The organism is Actinacidiphila acididurans, assembly GCF_016918855.1.
GTDB classification, from domain to species: Bacteria; Actinomycetota; Actinomycetes; order Streptomycetales; family Streptomycetaceae; genus Actinacidiphila; species Actinacidiphila acididurans.
This window is the reverse complement of record NZ_JADKYB010000003.1, coordinates 382,774-399,036: the sequence shown is the minus strand read 5'-3', so window position 1 is coordinate 399,036 and position 16,263 is coordinate 382,774. Positions and strand designations below refer to the sequence as shown.

Here is a 16,263-nt window from a genome sequence, read left to right as displayed (position 1 = left end):
GAACCCATGACATCCACAGGCGATGCCACCCGTGCGCCACGCCGCAGACGCCACGCCGCCGCCACCGTCACGGCCCTGCTGCTGAGCGCCGGACTGACCGCGGCCGCCCTCACCGGCGCCGGCTCCGCCGCGGCCACCGCGAACCCGGCCACGACCGCCGCCGATGCCGCCACCGCGGCGCCGGCCGCCCCCGCCCTGATCCCGGCGCTCGACTCCTGGTCGCCGGGCACCGGATCTCTCACCCCGGGCCCGGCCACCCGGATCGACACCGACGCGGCGAGCGCGGCCACCGCCCGTACCCTGGCCGCCGACCTGCTGGCGGCCCGCGGCTGGCACACCCCGGTGGTCGGCGGCCCCGCCCGCCCCGGCGACATCGTGCTGCGGACCGACCCGCACCGCACCGCTCTCGGCGCCGAGGGCTACGCACTCGACGTCGGCGACGAGGCCCGGATCACCGGCGGCACCGCTGCCGGCGTCTTCTACGGCACCCGCACCGTCCTGCAACTGCTCGCGGCCGGCCCCGCGTTGCCCGCCGGCAGCACCACCGACGTGCCGTCCTCGGCCGAGCGCGCGGTCGGCGTGTGCGCCTGCTACACGTACAACACCGACGCCTGGTTCGCCCGCCTGATCAAGGACATGGCGTACCTGAAGCTCAACACGCTCCACCTGGAGCTGAAGGTCCGCAACGACGCGTACCCGGGCGTCAACTCCTTCTCGTACTACACCAAGCCGGAGCTGCGCGCCCTGGTCGCGCTGGCCGCCCGATACCACATCACGGTGATCCCGGAGATCAACTCCCCCGGCCACGTGGACCCGTACATCACCGCGTACCCGGACCTCCAGCTCACCAATGCCTCCGGGGTGAAGGACCCGACCCGCCTGGACGTCACCAACCCCGACTCCTTCACCTTCTACACGCACCTGATCGACAACGACCTGAGCGTCTTCCCGGGCCCGTACTTCCACATGGGCGCGGACGAGTACATGGTCAACTCGGCCTACTCCGACTTCCCGCAGCTCCTGGCCTACGCGCGGCAGAAGTTCGGGCCGAACGCCACCGCGCAGGACGCGTACGTGGACTTCGTCAACCGCGTGGACGCCTACGTACGGTCCAAGGGCCGCACGCTGCGGATCTGGAACGACGGACTGACCGGGGCCAACACGATCCCGCTGAACAAGGACATCGTGGTCGAGCACTGGCTGCCGGAGAAGGTCACCGCGCAGAACCTGCTGGACAGCGGCTACCGGGTGATGAACGCCACCGACTCCTGGTACTACGTGCGCGGCAGTTACCAGCCCGCCGCCCAGCGGCTCTACGAGTCGGGCTGGACGCCACTGGACTTCGCCGACGGGACGGTGACCGACACCGGCGGGCGGCTGACCGGCGCCGAGTACAACGTCTGGCCGGACAACTACGGCAAGGAGACCGAGAACCAGACCCAGCAGGGGATGTTCACCTCGCTGCGGGCGTTCGCGCAGGGCGTGTGGGGCAGCCCGAAGCCGGCGCCGGACTACGCGTCCTTCACCGCGCTTGCCGCCGCGCTCGGCCACGCGCCGGGCTACGGCCCGCAGTGGGTGCAGCCGCTGCCGGCCGGCACGTACCGGATCCGGGCCGGCGCCGGAGAGCTGACCGCGGCGCAGTCGGCCGGCTCCGAGCTCACCATCGGCGCCGGCACCGACTGGCGGCTGCGGCCGACCGACGACGGCTACTACCAGGTCGTCGCGGCCGACAGCGGGCTGTGCGCCGACGTTGACCGCGGCCGGACGAACAACATGCACGTCGTGGAGCAGGCCGGCGCCGCGGCGAGCGCCGAGACCTGCGGCACCGCGCAGAGCCAGAAGTGGCAGCTCGAACCGGTGCCCGGCGGATACCGGGTCGTGAACGCCATCACCCAGCAGACGCTCGACGCGCCCGGCGCGGGCGGCACCGTGGTGCAGCAGCCGCGGGACGCGGCCGGGCACGCCGTCTGGCGCATCACGGCCGCGGGAGGTGCGGAATGATCAGCAGGCGCGACTTCCTGGCCACGAGTACGGCCGTGACGGCCGCCGCCACCGGGCTGACCACCGTGCTGACTACTGGGCTCGCGGCGCCGGCCGCCGCGGACGACGTGCCGCCCCCGCCCGGCGGCCCGATCCGGCCGGCGCCGGTCATGCCGGTCCTGCCCACCGACACGCCCGAGCGGATCATCGCGAAGGCCGCGCACATCGTGCCACGCCCGCCCCAAGTGGCCTGGCAGCAGTGCGAGGTGACCGGGTTCACGCACTTCGGGATGAACACCTTCACCGACCGGGAGTGGGGCTCGGGCTGCGAGGACGAGGCCACCTTCGCGCCGGCCGCGGTGGACGTGGAGCAGTGGATGCGGGCGTACAAGGCGGCCGGCATGAAGCAGGTGATGCTCACCGCCAAGCACCACGACGGCTTCGTGGTCTACCCGACCCGCTACACCAACCACTCGGTGATCGCGAGCCCGTGGTGGTACGGCGGCGGGGCCCCGGACGCGACCGCGCAGGCCGCCCGGGCCCGGGCGGCGGCGGACCGGGACACCGACTACGCCGCGTACTGGAAGATCCGCGGCGAGGGGAACGTCAACCCGGCCGGTGACATCCTGGGCAGCTACCTGCGCGCGGCCCGCACGGCCGGGCTGAGGGTCGGGGTCTACCTCTCCCCCGCCGACGGCGCCGAACTCCCGCACGCCTGGCACCGCACCTTCGTCGAGCAGGTCGTCGCCAAGCACGACGCGGGCCGGCCGCTCAGCACCGAGGAGCAGTCGACGTACGACGACCGGGACCGTACGCCGTCCGGGATGGGCCGGTACGGCAGCGGCAGCGCGGTCGTCGAGCGGACGATCCCGACGCTGGTGGAGGGCGACGACCGGGCCGAGGCGGTCGCGGCCGGGCGGCTGCCGAGCTTCTCGGTGACGACGGACGACTACAACGCCTACTACCTCAACCAGCTGTACGAGCTGTTCACCGAGTACGGCCCGATCGACGAGCTGTGGCTGGACGGCGCCAACCCGTGGACGTCCAGCGGGGTCAGCGAGGCGTACGACTTCACGACGTGGTTCAAGCTGATCCACGCGCTCTCGCCGGACACGGTCACCTTCGCCGGCCCGCAGGGCACCCGCTGGGTCGGCAACGAGGACGGGGTGGCCCGGCTGAGCGAGTGGAGCGTCACCCCGGCGACCGCGGACCCTGCCACGGCGCACGGCGAGGGGCTGCTGCCGCACGGCGCGCAGGTGACCGACATCGGCTCGGACGCGGCGATCACCGCGCCGGGGGTGAGGTTCCTGCAGTGGTTCGCCGCCGAGGCGGACGTCTCGCTGCGGCCCGGCTGGTTCTGGCACGCCAATGAACGCCCCAAGACCGCCCAGCAGTTGGTGGACCGCTACCTGACCTCGGTGGGCCGCAACGCGGTCCTGCTGCTCAATGTGCCGCCGAACACGGCGGGCCGGGTGGACGACGCCGATGTCGCCTCCCTGACCGCCTTCGGGCAGGCGATCGCCCGTACCTACGCGGACAACATGCTGGCCGGCGCCAAGCCGGCCGACCTCGCCGACAGCCTGAGCGACGGCACCCTGCGCACCTCCTGGTCCCCGCCGGGCGACGCCACCACCGGCACCGTCGAACTCCGCCTGCCCGCGGGCACCGAGTTCGACCAGGTCCGGCTGGGCGAGGACATCAGGCGCGGCCAGCACGTCGAGCAGTTCGCCCTGGACTCCTGGGACGGCGCCGCCTGGACCCGGCTGGCCACGGGCACGACCATCGGCTATTCCCGCATCCTGACCGTCCCCCTCCAGAGCGCCACCCAGCGCCTGCGCCTGACCATCACGCAATCCCGCGGCACCCCCAGCCTGTCCACGCTGGGCCTGTACCGCACGGTGACGCCCGGCTGATCCGCGCCCGCCGTCCGCACACGTGCGCGGCGCCCGGTCCGTGGGGGCCCGGGCGCCGCGCACTCGTAGTGAACCGCGCGCCGCAGGCGCATCGCAGCGCCCCGCCGACCGTCCCGGGCCACAATGGGTGCAGGGGGTCGGCCCAGCACGCGGGAGGCTCCATGGCGTCGCCGCCTCTCCAGCACGACATGGCGCCACGACTGCTCGCCCGGCTGGCGCTGGTGGCCGGCGCGAGCGCGCCGACGGTGCTGCTGCTGGCCGGCGGGCTGCGCAATCTGGTCCTGCTCGGCGCGGGGGCGGCAGGACTGGTGACCGTGGCGGCGGGGACGTGGTGGACGCTGACCCGTACCGGACCGCTGCGGGTGCTGGCCGCCGTACTGGTGGTGGTGGCCCCGCTGGTGGTGATCGCGTTCTACGTCGTCATGAACCTGTTGTGGGTGGTGCTGCTCTCGCTCGCCCTGGCAGGGACGGCCGCCGGGACGGGACGGGCCGCGCTGGCCGGGGCGTACGGGCGCCAGGCCGCCGCCGAGCACTGGACGCCGCGCCCGCGGCGGCCGTTCCTCGTGATGAACCCGCGCTCGGGCGGCGGCAAGGTCGCCGCCTTCGGTCTGGTCGAACGGGCGCGGGAGCTGGGGGCGGACGTCGTGCTGCTGGACGCGAGCCGCCGGCAGGACGTGGCGGAGCTCGCCCGGCGGGCCGCCGACGCGGGGGCGGACCTGCTCGGCGTCGCGGGCGGCGACGGGACGCAGGCTCTGGTCGCGGGTGTGGCAGCCGAGCGCGGACTGCCGTTCCTGGTGATCTGCGCCGGCACCCGCAATCACTTCGCCATGGACCTGGGGCTGGACCGGGACGACCCGCGGGCGTGCCTGGACGCGCTCACCGACGCAGTGGAGGTGCGGGTGGACCTGGGCCGGGTCGACGGGCGGGTGTTCGTGAACAACGTCTCCTTCGGTGCCTACGCGGCGGTCGTCCAGAACCCCGCCTACCGAGCGGACAAGGTCCGCACCACCTTGTCGATGCTGCCCGGCCTGTTGACCGGGCACCGCGGCCCCCGCCTGACCGTGCGCCTCCGGCGGACCCGCATCGAGGCACCGCAGGCCGTCCTGATCAGCAACAATCCGTACCGGACCGACGATCCGGCGGGGCTGGGCCGCCGGGACCGGCTGGACACGGGGGTACTCGGCATCCTCGGCGTGACCGTGGACAACGCGGCGCAGGCCGCCGGGATGCTGCGGGGGCGGCACGCCCGGGGGCTGGTGCTGGTCCGCGCCGGGGAGGCGGTCGTTGAGGCCGACGCCCCGGCCGTCCCGGTCGGCGTGGACGGCGAGTCACTGGTCCTGCCGACTCCGGTCCGGTGCGTGATCGCCCCGGCCGCGCTGCGGGTCCGGGTGCCGCGCGACCGTCCGGGAGCGCCCCGCGGCGGACCGCCGCTGGACTGGGCCCGCGTCACCCGGCTCGCGCTGACCCGGGGTCGTACGACCGTGCTCCAACCCCCGCCGTGAGGGGTGCGCGAACGGTCCGGCCGTGCCGAACAGGGCCCCACGGGAATCCGGTTGCCGCAGGTGGGACGCGGCTGTCATGGTCATCGGCATGCCCACCTTTTCCGCGTACGACGGAACCATGCTTGCCTGCCACGCGTCCGGGACCGGCCCCGCGCTGGTCTGCCTGCCCGGCGGTCCGATGCGGGCCTCGGTCTATCTCGGCGACCTCGGCGGCCTGCCGGCGCACCGGCGGCTGATCCGGCTGGACCTGCGCGGCACCGGGGAGTCCGCGCTGCCCGACGACCCGGCCTCGTACCGCTGCGAGCGGCTGGTGGCGGACGTGGAGGCACTGCGCGAACACCTCGGTCTGGAGCGGCTGGACCTGCTCGGGCACTCGGCCGGTGCGAATCTCGCCGCGATGTACGCGGCGCGCCACCCGGAGCGGGTCGGCCGGCTCGTACTGGTCACGCCGAGCGTCCGGGCGGTCGGCATCGCGATCGATACGGACCTGCGGTTGCGGACGGCGGAGCTTCGCAAGGGCGAGCAGTGGTTCCCCGCGGCGTTCGCCGCGCTGGAGGAACTCATGGCGGGGCGGCAGAGCGAGGAGCTGTGGCAGACCGCCGCCCCCTTCTTCCACGGCCGCTGGGACGCGGCGGCCCGGGCCCTGCACGCGGCCGACGAGGAGCAGACGAACGGCGCGGCCGAGGCCGTGTTCACGCAGGAGAGCGCCTTCGACCCGGCGGACACGCGGGCGGGACTGGCCCGGTTCGGCGGGTCCGTGCTGCTGCTGGCCGGGGAGGTGGACCTCAACACCCCGCCGTCCGCGGTGGCCGAGTACGCCGGGCTGTTCCCGCACGCCGAACTCGTCGTCCAGCCCGGGGCCGGGCACTATCCGTGGCTGGACGATCCCGAACGGTTCACGGCGTCCGTCGCCGGATTCCTCGGCTGAAGGAGCGCGAGATGTCCGGGTTCGACGATCTGCTCGCCGAGGGCGCGGCCGTCCCCACCGAGGGCTGGGACTTCTCCTGGTTCGCGGGACGGGCCACCGAGCAGCGGCCGTCGTGGGGGTACGCGCGGCTGCTCGCGGGCCGGCTGGCGGCGGCCGAATCCGTGCTCGACGTCCAGACCGGCGGCGGTGAGGTGCTGGCGTTCGCGCTGACCTCGGCGGGTGCGACGCCGCCGGTGCTGGCGGCCACCGAGGAGTGGCAGCCGAACGTGCCGATCGCCCGGCGCGCCCTCGCCCCTTTCGGCGGCGGCGTCGTGGAGGTGGCCGCCACCGCCGATCTGCCGTTCCCGGCGGACCGCTTCGACCTGGTCGTCAGCCGCCACCCGGTGCTCACCCGCTGGGACGAGGTGCGGCGCGTGCTGCGGCCGGGCGGCACGTATCTGTCGCAGCAGGTGGGGTCCGGATCGGTCCGGGAGCTGACCGAGTTCATGATGGGCTCGCGCCAGGTCTCGGTCCATCCGGACCTGGGCCCGTACGCGACCACAGCCGGCGCGAGTCCGGTCGCGGCCGTCACCAGTGCCGAGGCGGCCGGGCTCGACGTGGTGGACGTCCGCCAGGAGGCGCTGCGGATGGAGTTCCACGACATCGCTGCCGTGGTGCACTTCCTGCGCAAGGTGATCTGGATCGTGCCGGACTTCACCGTGCCCGCCTACCGTGGCCGCCTGGCGCTGCTGCACGACTTCATCGAGCGCCACGGGCCGTTCGTGGCGCACGCGCAGCGCTTCCTGATCGAGGCGCGGGCGGGCGCAGCGGCCTCCTGACCGGGCGCCGCGTCGGCCCGGACCACTGCCGTGGCATCCGGGCCGGCGCGGAACGACTGGCGTGTGCCGGTACGGGGAAGCCGGCGCGCGGACGTCAGTGTGCGGACGTCAGTGTGCGGACGTCAGTGTGCGGGCGTCAGTGCGTGCTGTACGCGTGGGCGCCCGCCCCGGCCAGCGCCCCGCCCTGGACGATGAGGTATTCGTCGCGGATGGGGCGGCCGGCCAGCCAGCACTCGAGGATCTCCCGGGTGCCGGCGGCGTAACGGGCCTGGGCGGACAGCGACGAGCCGGAGATGTGCGGCGTCATGCCGTGGTGCGGCATGGTGCGCCAGGGGTGGTCGGCGGGGGCGGGCTGCGGGAACCACACGTCGCCGGCGTATCCGGCCAACTGCCCGCTCTCCAGGGCGCGGACGACGGCGTCCTGGTCGGCGATCCGGGCCCGTGCCGTATTGATCAGGTACGCGCCGCGCTTCATCGCGCCGATCAGCTTGTCGTCGAACATGCCCTCGGTCTCCGGGTGGAGCGGGGCGTTGATCGTGACGACGTCGCAGTACGGGACCATCGCGGCGGCGCTCTCGTGGAAGGTCAGGCCGAGTTCCCGCTCGACCTCGGCGGGCAGCCGGTGCCGGTCGGTGTAGTGCAGCTTGACGTCGAAGGGCGCGAGGCGGCGCAGCACCGCCAGCCCGATGCGGCCGGCCGCGACCGTGCCGACGTTCATGCCCTCCAGGTCGTAGGAGCGGGCCACGCAGTCGGCGATGTTCCAGCCGCCGTCGAGCACCACCCGGTAGGACGGCAGGTAGTTGCGGACCAGGGACAGCGTCATCATCACCACGTGCTCGGCGACACTGATGCTGTTGGAGAACGTGACTTCGGCGACCGTGATGCCGCGGGCGACGGCCGCGTCGAGGTCCACATGGTCGGAGCCGATGCCGGCGGTGACGGCGAGCTTGAGCTTCGGGGCGGCGGCGATCCGCTCGGCGGTCAGGTACGCCGGCCAGAACGGCTGCGAGATCACCACGTCGGCGTCGGCCAACTCGCGGTCGAAGACCGACCCGTCGCCGTCCTTGTCCGAGGTGACCACCAGCGTGTGCCCGGCCTCCTCCAGGAAGCGGCGCAGGCCGAGTTCGCCGGAGACGCTGCCCAGGAGGTGGCCGGGCACGAAGTCGACGGCCGCGGGGGTGGGGGCGGTCTGCCCGCCGGGATAACGGTCGATCACCGGCAGGTCGTCGCGCGCGTAGGACGTGGGGTATCCGCCGGCGGGGTCGTCGTACAGAACGCACAGCACCTTGGCCATGGAAAGGGCTCCTCAACTCCGTTGTCGGGTGGGCCCTTTCACCATCCTCTTGGGCGTTTGCGCAGGTCAAAGCGATTGTCGCTATGTGCGGATAGCCAACGGCTATCAGGAGCCGGCGGGTCGCTCGCCGGACAGGTGGGAGGTGAGCAGGTCGTCCAGGGACTCGCGGACGCGGGCTTCGCGGGCGACGGTCAGGAGCGCGGCGGCCAGGACGGAGCGGGGTTCGTGGTCGGCGACGACCAGGCCGACCCGGGGGCCGTGGACGGGGCCCCGGAGGGGGACGACGTGCATGCCCGGGGGGACGCCGAACATGTGGAGCCAGGCGTGCGAGATCACGCTGGACCAGCGGCCGGCCGACAGCAGTGCGTACAGTCCGGCCACGGTGTCCGACTCGACGGCGGGGTCGGCGGTGGCCCCCTCGGCGGCGAAGTACTCGTCGATGATGCGGCGGTTGCGCATCCGGGGGGCGAGCAGGCACAGCGGCAGCGCGGCGGCCTGCGCCCAGGTGGCCGTGGGGCCGGTGGGGTGGCGGGTGAGCAGGACGTAGCGCTCCTCGTACAGGGGGATACGGCGGACGTGGCGGAGCATGCTGTCGTCCAGGTACGTCATCGCCACGTCGAGTTCGAACGCGGCGAGCCGGTGGGTGATCTCGGCCGAGGACAGCGAGTCGAGGCTGACCCGCACCCCCGGGTGCCGCTCCCAGAACGGTGTGGTCAGCAGGGAGGCGACGGTCATGGCGGTCGGGATGGCGCCCATCCGCAGCGTGCCGGTCAGGCCGCCGCGCATCGCCGCCAGCTCCTGGCGCAGGGCGTCGCGCTCGGCGAGCATGCGGTGCGCCCAGGCCAGTACGCGTTCGCCCTCGGGGGTCAGCCCCTCGAAGCGGCGCCCGCGGCGCACGATCGGCACGTCGAGTTCGTGCTCCAGTTTGCGGATGGCGGCCGACAGCGAGGGCTGCGAGACGTAGCACGCGGCGGCGGCGCGGGCGAAGTGCCGTTCCCGGGCCAGGGCCACCAGGTATTCCAGTTGGCGCAGCACCATGTCCCCGCCCTGAGCGCTGTGGTCCCGGGCCGCTCGCCGGTCGCCCCGGCGGGCCCGGACGACCGCCGTGGTCGCCGATTCTAATGATCCGGCGGGCGTGTCGGGGCCGGTGCGGTACGGGCCGACGGGCGCCGGGACGCCCGCGGTCGGGTCGCTCCCGTATTCGAGGAATACCCCCAGGGGGTATACGGTTGAGGGTACCCGGCCCCACCACCGGGAGGAACGCCATGAACCACACGCACACCGACCACGCACCTCGCACGCGGCACGTACCCGAGCCGTACCAGGACGCGGCCGCGCACGCCGGACACCACGCGGCGCCCGGCTGGCGCACGGCGGTGACGGCGACGCTGCACTGCCTGACCGGCTGCGCCATCGGCGAAGTACTCGGCATGGTCATCGGCACCGCCGCCGGCCTGCACAACGGCGCGACCGTGGCGCTGTCGGTCGTGCTGGCCTTCGTCTTCGGCTACGGGCTGACCATGCGCGGCGTGCGCCGGGCCGGCGTGCCGCTGCGCCAGGCGGTCCGGGTCGCCCTGGCCGCCGACACCGTGTCCATCGCAGTGATGGAACTGCTCGACAACACCGTTGTCGTCACCGTGCCCGGCGCGATGGACGCGGGGTTGGCCGACCTCCTGTTCTGGGGGTCGCTGGCGGCCTCGCTGGCCGTGGCGTTCACCCTCACCGTGCCGGTCAACCACTGGATGATCGGCCGCGGCAAGGGACACGCGGCGGTCCACGCCTACCACTGACCGCGCCCATTGATCCCACCCGCTGACCCGCCCGCGCCCAGTCGCCGGCACGGGCGTGTCCACCCGCCCCGGGGTCGCTGTTGCGAGTGCATCGCACCTGCTCACAGGCGGTACGACGGCAGTAGCCGCAATGGGTGTTCCGTGCCACCGTGGGCGGCATGGAGCCTCACGAGCACCGTCACCCGTACGACGGCCCCGGCGCCGGCCGGCCCGGGCACGGCGAGTCCGCGCACGGTCACGGGCACCCGCACCCGCACGACCAGGGCGACCGCCACGGTGCCCGGGCCGGGCTGCGGCACCGGCTCGCGCACCTGGTCGGCCCGCACCGGCACGACACCGCGGACAAGGTCGACCCGGCGCTGGAGGGATCCCGCGAGGGCATCCGCACCCTGTGGCTGTCGCTGCTGGTGCTCGGCGCGACGGCGGCGGTGCAGGCGGTCGTCGTGGGGCTGTCCGGGTCGGTGGCGCTGCTCGGCGACACCGTGCACAACACGGCCGACGCGCTGACCGCGGTCCCGCTCGGCATCGCCTTCGTGCTGGGCCGCCGGGCCGCGAACCGCCGCTACACCTACGGCTACGGCCGCGCGGAGGACCTGGCGGGTGTCGTGGTCGTGCTGGCGGTGGCCGCCTCGTCCGCACTGGCCGGGTACGAGGCGGTGGACCGGCTGCTGCACCCGCGCACGGTCACGCACCTGTGGGTGGTGGCGCTCGCGGCGGTCGTCGGCTGCGCGGGGAACGAGTGGGTGGCGCGCCTGCGCATCCGCACCGGGCGGCGGATCGGCTCGGCGGCGCTGGTCGCCGACGGACTGCACGCCCGTACCGACGGGCTGACCTCGCTGGCCGTCCTGCTCGGCGCGGGTGGCGCGGCGCTGGGCCTGCGCTGGGCGGACCCCGCCGTCGGCCTGCTCATCACCGTCGCCATCCTGTCGGTGCTGCGGGACGCAGCCCGCGAGGTCGGCCGGCGGCTGATGGACTCCGTGGACCCCGCGCTGGTCGACGCCGGCGAGGCCGCGCTGCGCGAGGCCGCCGGAGTCCTCGCGGTCGGCGGCCTGCGCATGCGGTGGATCGGCCACACCCTGCGGGCCGAGGCCGACATCGTGGTCGCCCCGTACCTGACCGTCGTGCAGGCGCACGCGGTGTCGGTCCGCGCCGAGCACGCCCTGATCCACGCCGTCCCGCGGCTGACCGCGGCCACCGTCCACACCGACCACCTCTCCCCCGGCCACGGCGCCGACCCGCACGCCGCGCTGGCCCACCACCACCCCGGCGACCGTCACCGCACGGCCGCCTGAGCCGGGACGCCGGGGACGCCGGTTGTGCCCGGCACCGTTCCGGCGTACCGGCTCAGGCGTGGTCGGCGCAGCAGGGAGTGGGGTTGGGGACCTCGAAGGGCGCCAGCCGGCCGCCGGGCGCCGGGGCGAGGGCCAGGGTGAGCACGCCGCGGCACCACTCGGGCCGTACGTGGCCGCGGGTCTCGACCGGGGCGGCCGGATCGGCGGGCGGGCCGCCGACGACGGAGGTTGCGCCGATGGCGGAGTACGACAGCAGGTCCGCGACGGTGAGCGTGCCGGTCAGGGCCGCCACGCCGGGGTAGACCACCGCCCGGCCGCCGGACCTGCGGGCGTGTTCGGCCGCCGCGAAACCGGCCGCACGCACCGCGTCGGCGGGGCCGTGCTCGTAACCGGGATTGCCCGAACTCGCCGCTGCGCCGGGCCCGTACCGCTCGGCGAGCAGGTCCGGCAGGTCGCGCCGGACGCGTTCGGCGGTGCTCGCGTCGGGCAGGGCCAGGGACAGGACGGTGACCTGGCGGCCGGGGAGGCGGACGAGGTGGGTGCACGCGATGAGGCCGGGGACGGGGCCGCCGAGGGCGTCGACCAGTTCGTGCAGGTCGTGGTCGGCCTCGCGCAGCGACCCCGCCCCGGTGTCGACGCCGATCACGGCGCCGGCACCGGGGCCTTGCGGGAGCGTCGTCATGCGGGCAGGACCCACATGGGGTTGGAGTAGAACCACAGGTCGCGCCACGGGTCGGCGTCGCCGAGGACGTCCATCGCCGGGCCGGCCGGGTCGACGGCCGGGCCGTTCAGGCCGACGGCGGTGCGGTTGCCGTCGGTGCCGCGCAGACGGACGTAGACCGGCTTGTCCACGCGGCCGAGGGAGTACGTCAGGCGGACCGTGCCGGTGGCCCGGCCGATCTCGAAGGACTTGACGACCTTGGTCCGCGGCGTGGCGAAGGCGTCCTTGTCGGCCTGGGGGCCGGTGACATCGCCCTGGATGACGTCGACCCGGGCCAGTGCGGGCACGAACTGCGCCCAGTTGGGCCCGTTGGCCAGCGAGATCTCGACGACCAGGTCGACCTGACCGCCGCGCCGGACCTGCAGGACACCGCCCAGGGTGACGGCGCGCGGGCCGGAGGCGAGCCGGGCGTCCAGGCCGCTGATCAGGCCGCCGTGGTCGACCCAGACCCGGCCGGCGCGGATGCCGTCCATGACCGCGGCGTAGGAGAAGTCGGCCGCGCCGACGTGGGTGCGGGAGTACTGGCCCGGCCAGAAGTCGGTGTCGGTGACGTTGAGGCCGCCGCCGTAGACCGGGTCCTCATAACGGCCGTTCGCGTTGAAGTCGCTGCCGGGGCCGCGCACCGAGGAGTCGGCGTACACGTTGTGGGAGTCGGAGTTGGCGGTGATCCACCACGGCTTGCCCTCGGCCAGCAGGCTGTCCCACAGGCCGCCGACGGTGGCGGTCATCCAGTCGAAGCCGCCCCAGGTGCGGTAGCTCTCCAGCGGATAGCCCGGGAAGGAGGCGGCGCTGGGGCTGTTGTCGTACAGGCCGCGGCCGGAGCCTGCGCCCTGCGGGGCGGCGATGCCGCCGGCCTGGTGGCCGGGGGCGCCCTCCATGCCGACCGCGATGGACGGCTGGGCGTCGCGCCAGTTGCGGATCTCGTGCGGGGAGTCGATGCCCTTGCGCGCCGGGTGGTTGGCCAGCATCAGGGCGTCCTTGACCCGGCGCCGCCGGACCGCGTCGGCCAGGAAGTTCAGGCCGGAGATGGCCAGCGCCTCGTTGGCGGGGGTGTTGTCGCCGGCGCCCTTGACGGTGCCGTCGAAGGAGTTCTCGAAGTCCTTCAGGACCGCGACCTCGTTGCGGCCGGGGTGGACGAAGACGGTGCCGTGCTCGGCGGCCGGGATGTTCCACTCCAGGCCCTGGAAGACCAGGGTGTCGCCGACCTTGTCGCGGGCGGCCACGATGTCGGGGTTGACCTTCTCCACGCCGATCTTCGCGTGCTGCTCGCTGCCGTGGTCGGTGATGACCATCCAGTCCAGGCCGTGGGCGTTGGCCTGCCGGACATGGTCGATGACCCGGTACTTGGCGTCGGAGCTGTACTGGGTGTGGATGTGGTGGTCGCCGGCCAGCCACAGGAAACCGGCCGAGCGTCCGTTGCCGGCGGAGCGGGGGCCGGCCTCTCTTCGCTCGTCCGCGGCGGCCTGGCCGGCGATCGGCAGCACGCTGCCGGCCGCGAGGCCCGCGCCGAGCAGGCCGGTGCGGCGCAGCATGGAGCGGCGGGAGAGCTGGCTGGGCGTCAGTTCCTCGTCCGGCACGGAGTTGTCGAGGGCGGGCGGCAGGGCGCCGGCCGCGTCACCGTGCGTGTGCGTGTGGGGGCCGTGGTGATGGTGGTGGCCGTGGTCGTGGCCGTGCGTCATGGGAACTCCCGCCGATAGCAGCGACTTAACGAGCGACTTTACGAAGGCAAAGAATCTTTTACGAAGGTAAAGACGCGCTGAGTCTGGAGAGCCCGTGAGAACAGTGTGCGACCGGCTGTTGGCGCGTGGCGGAAGGCGCGATGTGCAGCGGAAGAAGCCATGCGCGGGCAGGCCCCGCACCGGGTGGGTGCGGGGCCTGCCGTTGTGACGCTGTTCAGTTGGTGTGACGTGAGGTGGTGGCCTCGGGTCAGGCGCCGGTGCGGGACTGGCGGCGGCGCAGGCCCCAGGCCATGCCGCCCATGGCGACCACCGCGGCGACACCGGCGGTCACCGGCAGCAGTGCGGAGGTGCCGGTGCTGGACGCGCTGGCCGAGGCGAGCTTCGCAGTGTCCACCCCGCCACCGGCCGGGCCGGAGATGGGCTGGACGACCGGCGCCGGGTACTTCTTCGGGAACGGGGCGACCTTGGAGACCGCGCCGTTGCTGCCGAGGAGGACCTCGACCTTGTTCGGGTGCTGGAAGTCGAAGGCGTTGTCCAGGGTGCCGGCACGCTGGTCGAAGGAGCCGTCACCGATCTTGCCGGTCTTCCAGTTCTGCTCGATGAAGGACGTGATCGACGCCTGCTCGGTCGGCGTGTGGTCGATGTGGTTCGTCTTCGAGTAGGGCGAGATCACCAGCAGCGGCTGGCGCGGGCCCGGGCCGCAGCGGTCCTGGTAGCCGGCGACGGCCGCGGGGCCGCTCTGGCAGGCGGGGCTGTCGGTGGCCAGGCCGTTGGAGCCGGTCTTGGTGTCGGTGGAGCCGTTGAGGACCGGCGGGGCCACGTGGTCGTACCAGCCGTCGGAGTCGTCGTAGGCGATCACGACGGCGGTGGACTTCCACTCCGGCGACTGCTGGATCTTGTTGATCGTGCTGACGAGGAAGTTCTGCTCGTCCAGCGGGTCGGAGTTGCCCGGGTGCGCGTCCTGGTAGGCGGCGGCCTTCAGGAAGCTGACCGCCGGGAGCTTCTGCGCGGCCAGCGCCGCGTCGAAGTCCGTCAGGTCGTAGTTGTGGTTCGCCCGGCCGTTGTGGCCGATCTCGTCCACCGACGCCGGCGCCAGGTGGTGCGGGTTCGCCGTCGACTTGTAGTACTCGAACGGCGAGTGGTGCGGGCTGTAGTCGGTGACCGCGGCGCCGCCGACGTTGGTGTGCGTGGTCTGGCACTTGGCGTACGAGCCGGCGGTGCCGTCCCACGGGGTGGAGGGCCGGAAACCGCCCTGGAACCAGCCCCAGGACACGCCCTTGGCGTTGAGCAGGTCGCCGATGTTCTTGCCGGTCATCTCGGCCAGCGCGCCGGTCGACGCGTGGTTGTTGTCCGAGCAGTCGTCGAAGGCCGGGTCGGTGTCACCGCTCAGGGTGCCGACGCCCTGCGCGTTCGGGGAGGCCACGAACGACGACGGGGTGGCGGTCTGCTTCGGGTTGTCGGTCCCGCTGGTGGCGTCGACCGAGACCACGCCGTGCGTCTGGCCCGAGACCAGGTTCAGCGCGCCGGGCGTGGACGGACCGTACGTGCTGGAGAACGAGTTGTCGCCCAGCGTGTAGTGCTGCGCGTAGTTCCAGATCGCGGTCGTGGTGTTGCCGTCGTAGTAGTCCATGACCATGCCCGGCTGCGCGAACAGGCCACCGGAGCACTTGTCCTGCTCGGTGTTCTCCACGAACTTGTCGGACTTGCCGTTGTCGTAGGCGTACTGCTCCGGCCCGTAGGAGTGGTTCTGCGAGCAGGTCATCGCCTGCGCCGGTCCCAGGCGGGAGGGCAGGTACTGGTTCGGGTTCTGCGTCAGCAGCCCGGCGTTGGCCAGGTTGTTCGCCTTCGGCGTGTGCTTGGCGGCCTCGAAGGGAGTGCCGTCGGTGTTCGCGGCCTTGGGGTAGGTCGCGAAGTAGTGGTCGAAGGAGATGTTCTCGTCGAACAGCACCACCACGTGCTTGATCGGCGTCGTCGTCTTCGCGCTGTTGTCCTTGGCGCCGTGGGCGTCGTGCGCCGCGGCCGGCATCGCCGAACCGCCCAGGGCCGCCAGCGCGGCGGCGGCGACCAGGGCCGCCGCCCGCCCGGTACGACCCGGACGTGTCATCGCTCGTGCAAAGAGCATGTCTCACCTGTTTCCGTGCTCCGCGCACCCGTTCGCTCCCCCTGTACGGGACCACGGTGGTGCGCTTTCCCTCCCGGGTACGGAAGTGCATGCTTCAACCATCGACTGCCCCCGGTGGTGGCCCGGTCGTGGCCGAGCCGTGAACCCTTGGTCTAGAAACTCCCAAGAACGGGACCGGTCGAGGAGCTCACCCGTCGGGAAAAAGGGCAGGTGGTGGGGCTGGT

12 protein-coding genes are annotated in these 16,263 nt (G+C 73.2%); 7 read left to right on the top strand and 5 right to left on the bottom strand.

Annotated features, from left to right (window positions below):
* Positions 1–6: 6 nt before the first annotated feature.
* The 5 genes from ITX44_RS07140 (at position 7) to ITX44_RS07120 (ending at position 7,141) form a co-directional block, all read left to right on the top strand.
* Positions 7–2,001, top strand: a complete 1,995-nt coding sequence (locus ITX44_RS07140) for a family 20 glycosylhydrolase (protein ID WP_205356169.1) — start codon at positions 7–9, stop codon at positions 1,999–2,001.
* Positions 1,998–3,893: an alpha-L-fucosidase gene (locus ITX44_RS07135; RefSeq protein WP_372440846.1), complete on the top strand. Its 1,896-nt coding sequence runs from the start codon at positions 1,998–2,000 to the stop codon at positions 3,891–3,893. Before ITX44_RS07140 ends, ITX44_RS07135 begins: the two co-directional genes overlap by 4 nt.
* Positions 3,894–4,054: 161 nt before the next feature.
* The gene (locus ITX44_RS07130) at positions 4,055–5,395 is read left to right on the top strand and encodes a diacylglycerol/lipid kinase family protein (RefSeq protein ID WP_236060160.1); all 1,341 of its coding nucleotides are present in this window, start codon (positions 4,055–4,057) and stop codon (positions 5,393–5,395) included.
* An 88-nt stretch (positions 5,396–5,483) separates the two neighbouring features.
* Positions 5,484–6,323, top strand: coding sequence for an alpha/beta fold hydrolase (locus ITX44_RS07125; RefSeq protein ID WP_205356168.1), 840 nt, complete (start codon positions 5,484–5,486; stop codon positions 6,321–6,323).
* Positions 6,324–6,334: 11 nt separating this feature from the next.
* Positions 6,335–7,141 (top strand): class I SAM-dependent methyltransferase, encoded by an 807-nt coding sequence (locus ITX44_RS07120; RefSeq protein WP_205356167.1) that lies wholly within the window; start codon positions 6,335–6,337, stop codon positions 7,139–7,141.
* Positions 7,142–7,277: 136 nt separating this feature from the next.
* Here ITX44_RS07120 and ITX44_RS07115 read toward each other — a convergent pair whose 3' ends face one another.
* Positions 7,278–8,435 carry an NAD-dependent formate dehydrogenase gene (locus ITX44_RS07115; protein WP_205356166.1) on the bottom strand — a complete coding sequence of 386 codons (1,158 nt, stop codon included), beginning with the start codon at positions 8,433–8,435 and terminating at the stop codon, positions 7,278–7,280.
* Between the two features lie 105 nt (positions 8,436–8,540).
* Positions 8,541–9,473 (bottom strand): LysR family transcriptional regulator, encoded by a 933-nt coding sequence (locus ITX44_RS07110; protein WP_205356165.1) that lies wholly within the window; start codon positions 9,471–9,473, stop codon positions 8,541–8,543.
* A gap of 227 nt (positions 9,474–9,700) precedes the next feature.
* Here ITX44_RS07110 and ITX44_RS07105 point away from each other — a divergent pair, with 227 nt between their 5' ends.
* Together ITX44_RS07105 and ITX44_RS07100 are read left to right on the top strand one after the other, a co-directional pair.
* Positions 9,701–10,225, top strand: a complete 525-nt coding sequence (locus ITX44_RS07105) for a DUF4396 domain-containing protein (protein WP_205356164.1) — start codon at positions 9,701–9,703, stop codon at positions 10,223–10,225.
* 158 nt (positions 10,226–10,383) lie between these two features.
* A complete protein-coding gene (locus tag ITX44_RS07100; protein WP_205356163.1) occupies positions 10,384–11,517 on the top strand; it encodes a cation diffusion facilitator family transporter in 1,134 nt (377 codons plus the stop codon).
* Between the two features lie 52 nt (positions 11,518–11,569).
* Here ITX44_RS07100 and ITX44_RS07095 read toward each other — a convergent pair whose 3' ends face one another.
* The 3 genes from ITX44_RS07095 to ITX44_RS07085 all read right to left on the bottom strand — a co-directional run bounded on the left by ITX44_RS07095 (position 11,570) and on the right by ITX44_RS07085 (position 16,021).
* Complete coding sequence (locus ITX44_RS07095; RefSeq protein ID WP_205356162.1) at positions 11,570–12,199, bottom strand: hypothetical protein; 630 nt, start codon at positions 12,197–12,199, stop codon at positions 11,570–11,572.
* Positions 12,196–13,917 carry a PHP domain-containing protein gene (locus ITX44_RS07090; protein WP_205356161.1) on the bottom strand — a complete coding sequence of 574 codons (1,722 nt, stop codon included), beginning with the start codon at positions 13,915–13,917 and terminating at the stop codon, positions 12,196–12,198. Before ITX44_RS07090 ends, ITX44_RS07095 begins: the two co-directional genes overlap by 4 nt.
* A gap of 247 nt (positions 13,918–14,164) precedes the next feature.
* Complete coding sequence (locus ITX44_RS07085; protein ID WP_205356160.1) at positions 14,165–16,021, bottom strand: phospholipase C; 1,857 nt, start codon at positions 16,019–16,021, stop codon at positions 14,165–14,167.
* Between the last annotated feature and the right edge of the window lie 242 nt (positions 16,022–16,263).

Bases quoted from the DNA above. Each gene is read 5' to 3' on its own strand.
- ITX44_RS07095 (WP_205356162.1), bottom strand. From the start codon at position 12,199: ATGACGACGCTCCCGCAAGGCCCCGGTGCCGGCGCCGTGATCGGCGTC.
- ITX44_RS07115 (WP_205356166.1), bottom strand. From the start codon at position 8,435: ATGGCCAAGGTGCTGTGCGTTCTGTACGACGACCCCGCCGGCGGATAC.
- ITX44_RS07105 (WP_205356164.1), top strand. From the start codon at position 9,701: ATGAACCACACGCACACCGACCACGCACCTCGCACGCGGCACGTACCC.
- ITX44_RS07135 (WP_372440846.1), top strand. From the start codon at position 1,998: ATGATCAGCAGGCGCGACTTCCTGGCCACGAGTACGGCCGTGACGGCC.
- ITX44_RS07140 (WP_205356169.1), top strand. From the start codon at position 7: ATGACATCCACAGGCGATGCCACCCGTGCGCCACGCCGCAGACGCCAC.
- ITX44_RS07085 (WP_205356160.1), bottom strand. From the start codon at position 16,021: ATGACACGTCCGGGTCGTACCGGGCGGGCGGCGGCCCTGGTCGCCGCC.
- ITX44_RS07130 (WP_236060160.1), top strand. From the start codon at position 4,055: ATGGCGTCGCCGCCTCTCCAGCACGACATGGCGCCACGACTGCTCGCC.
- ITX44_RS07120 (WP_205356167.1), top strand. From the start codon at position 6,335: ATGTCCGGGTTCGACGATCTGCTCGCCGAGGGCGCGGCCGTCCCCACC.
- ITX44_RS07100 (WP_205356163.1), top strand. From the start codon at position 10,384: ATGGAGCCTCACGAGCACCGTCACCCGTACGACGGCCCCGGCGCCGGC.
- ITX44_RS07110 (WP_205356165.1), bottom strand. From the start codon at position 9,473: ATGGTGCTGCGCCAACTGGAATACCTGGTGGCCCTGGCCCGGGAACGG.
- ITX44_RS07090 (WP_205356161.1), bottom strand. From the start codon at position 13,917: ATGACGCACGGCCACGACCACGGCCACCACCATCACCACGGCCCCCAC.
- ITX44_RS07125 (WP_205356168.1), top strand. From the start codon at position 5,484: ATGCCCACCTTTTCCGCGTACGACGGAACCATGCTTGCCTGCCACGCG.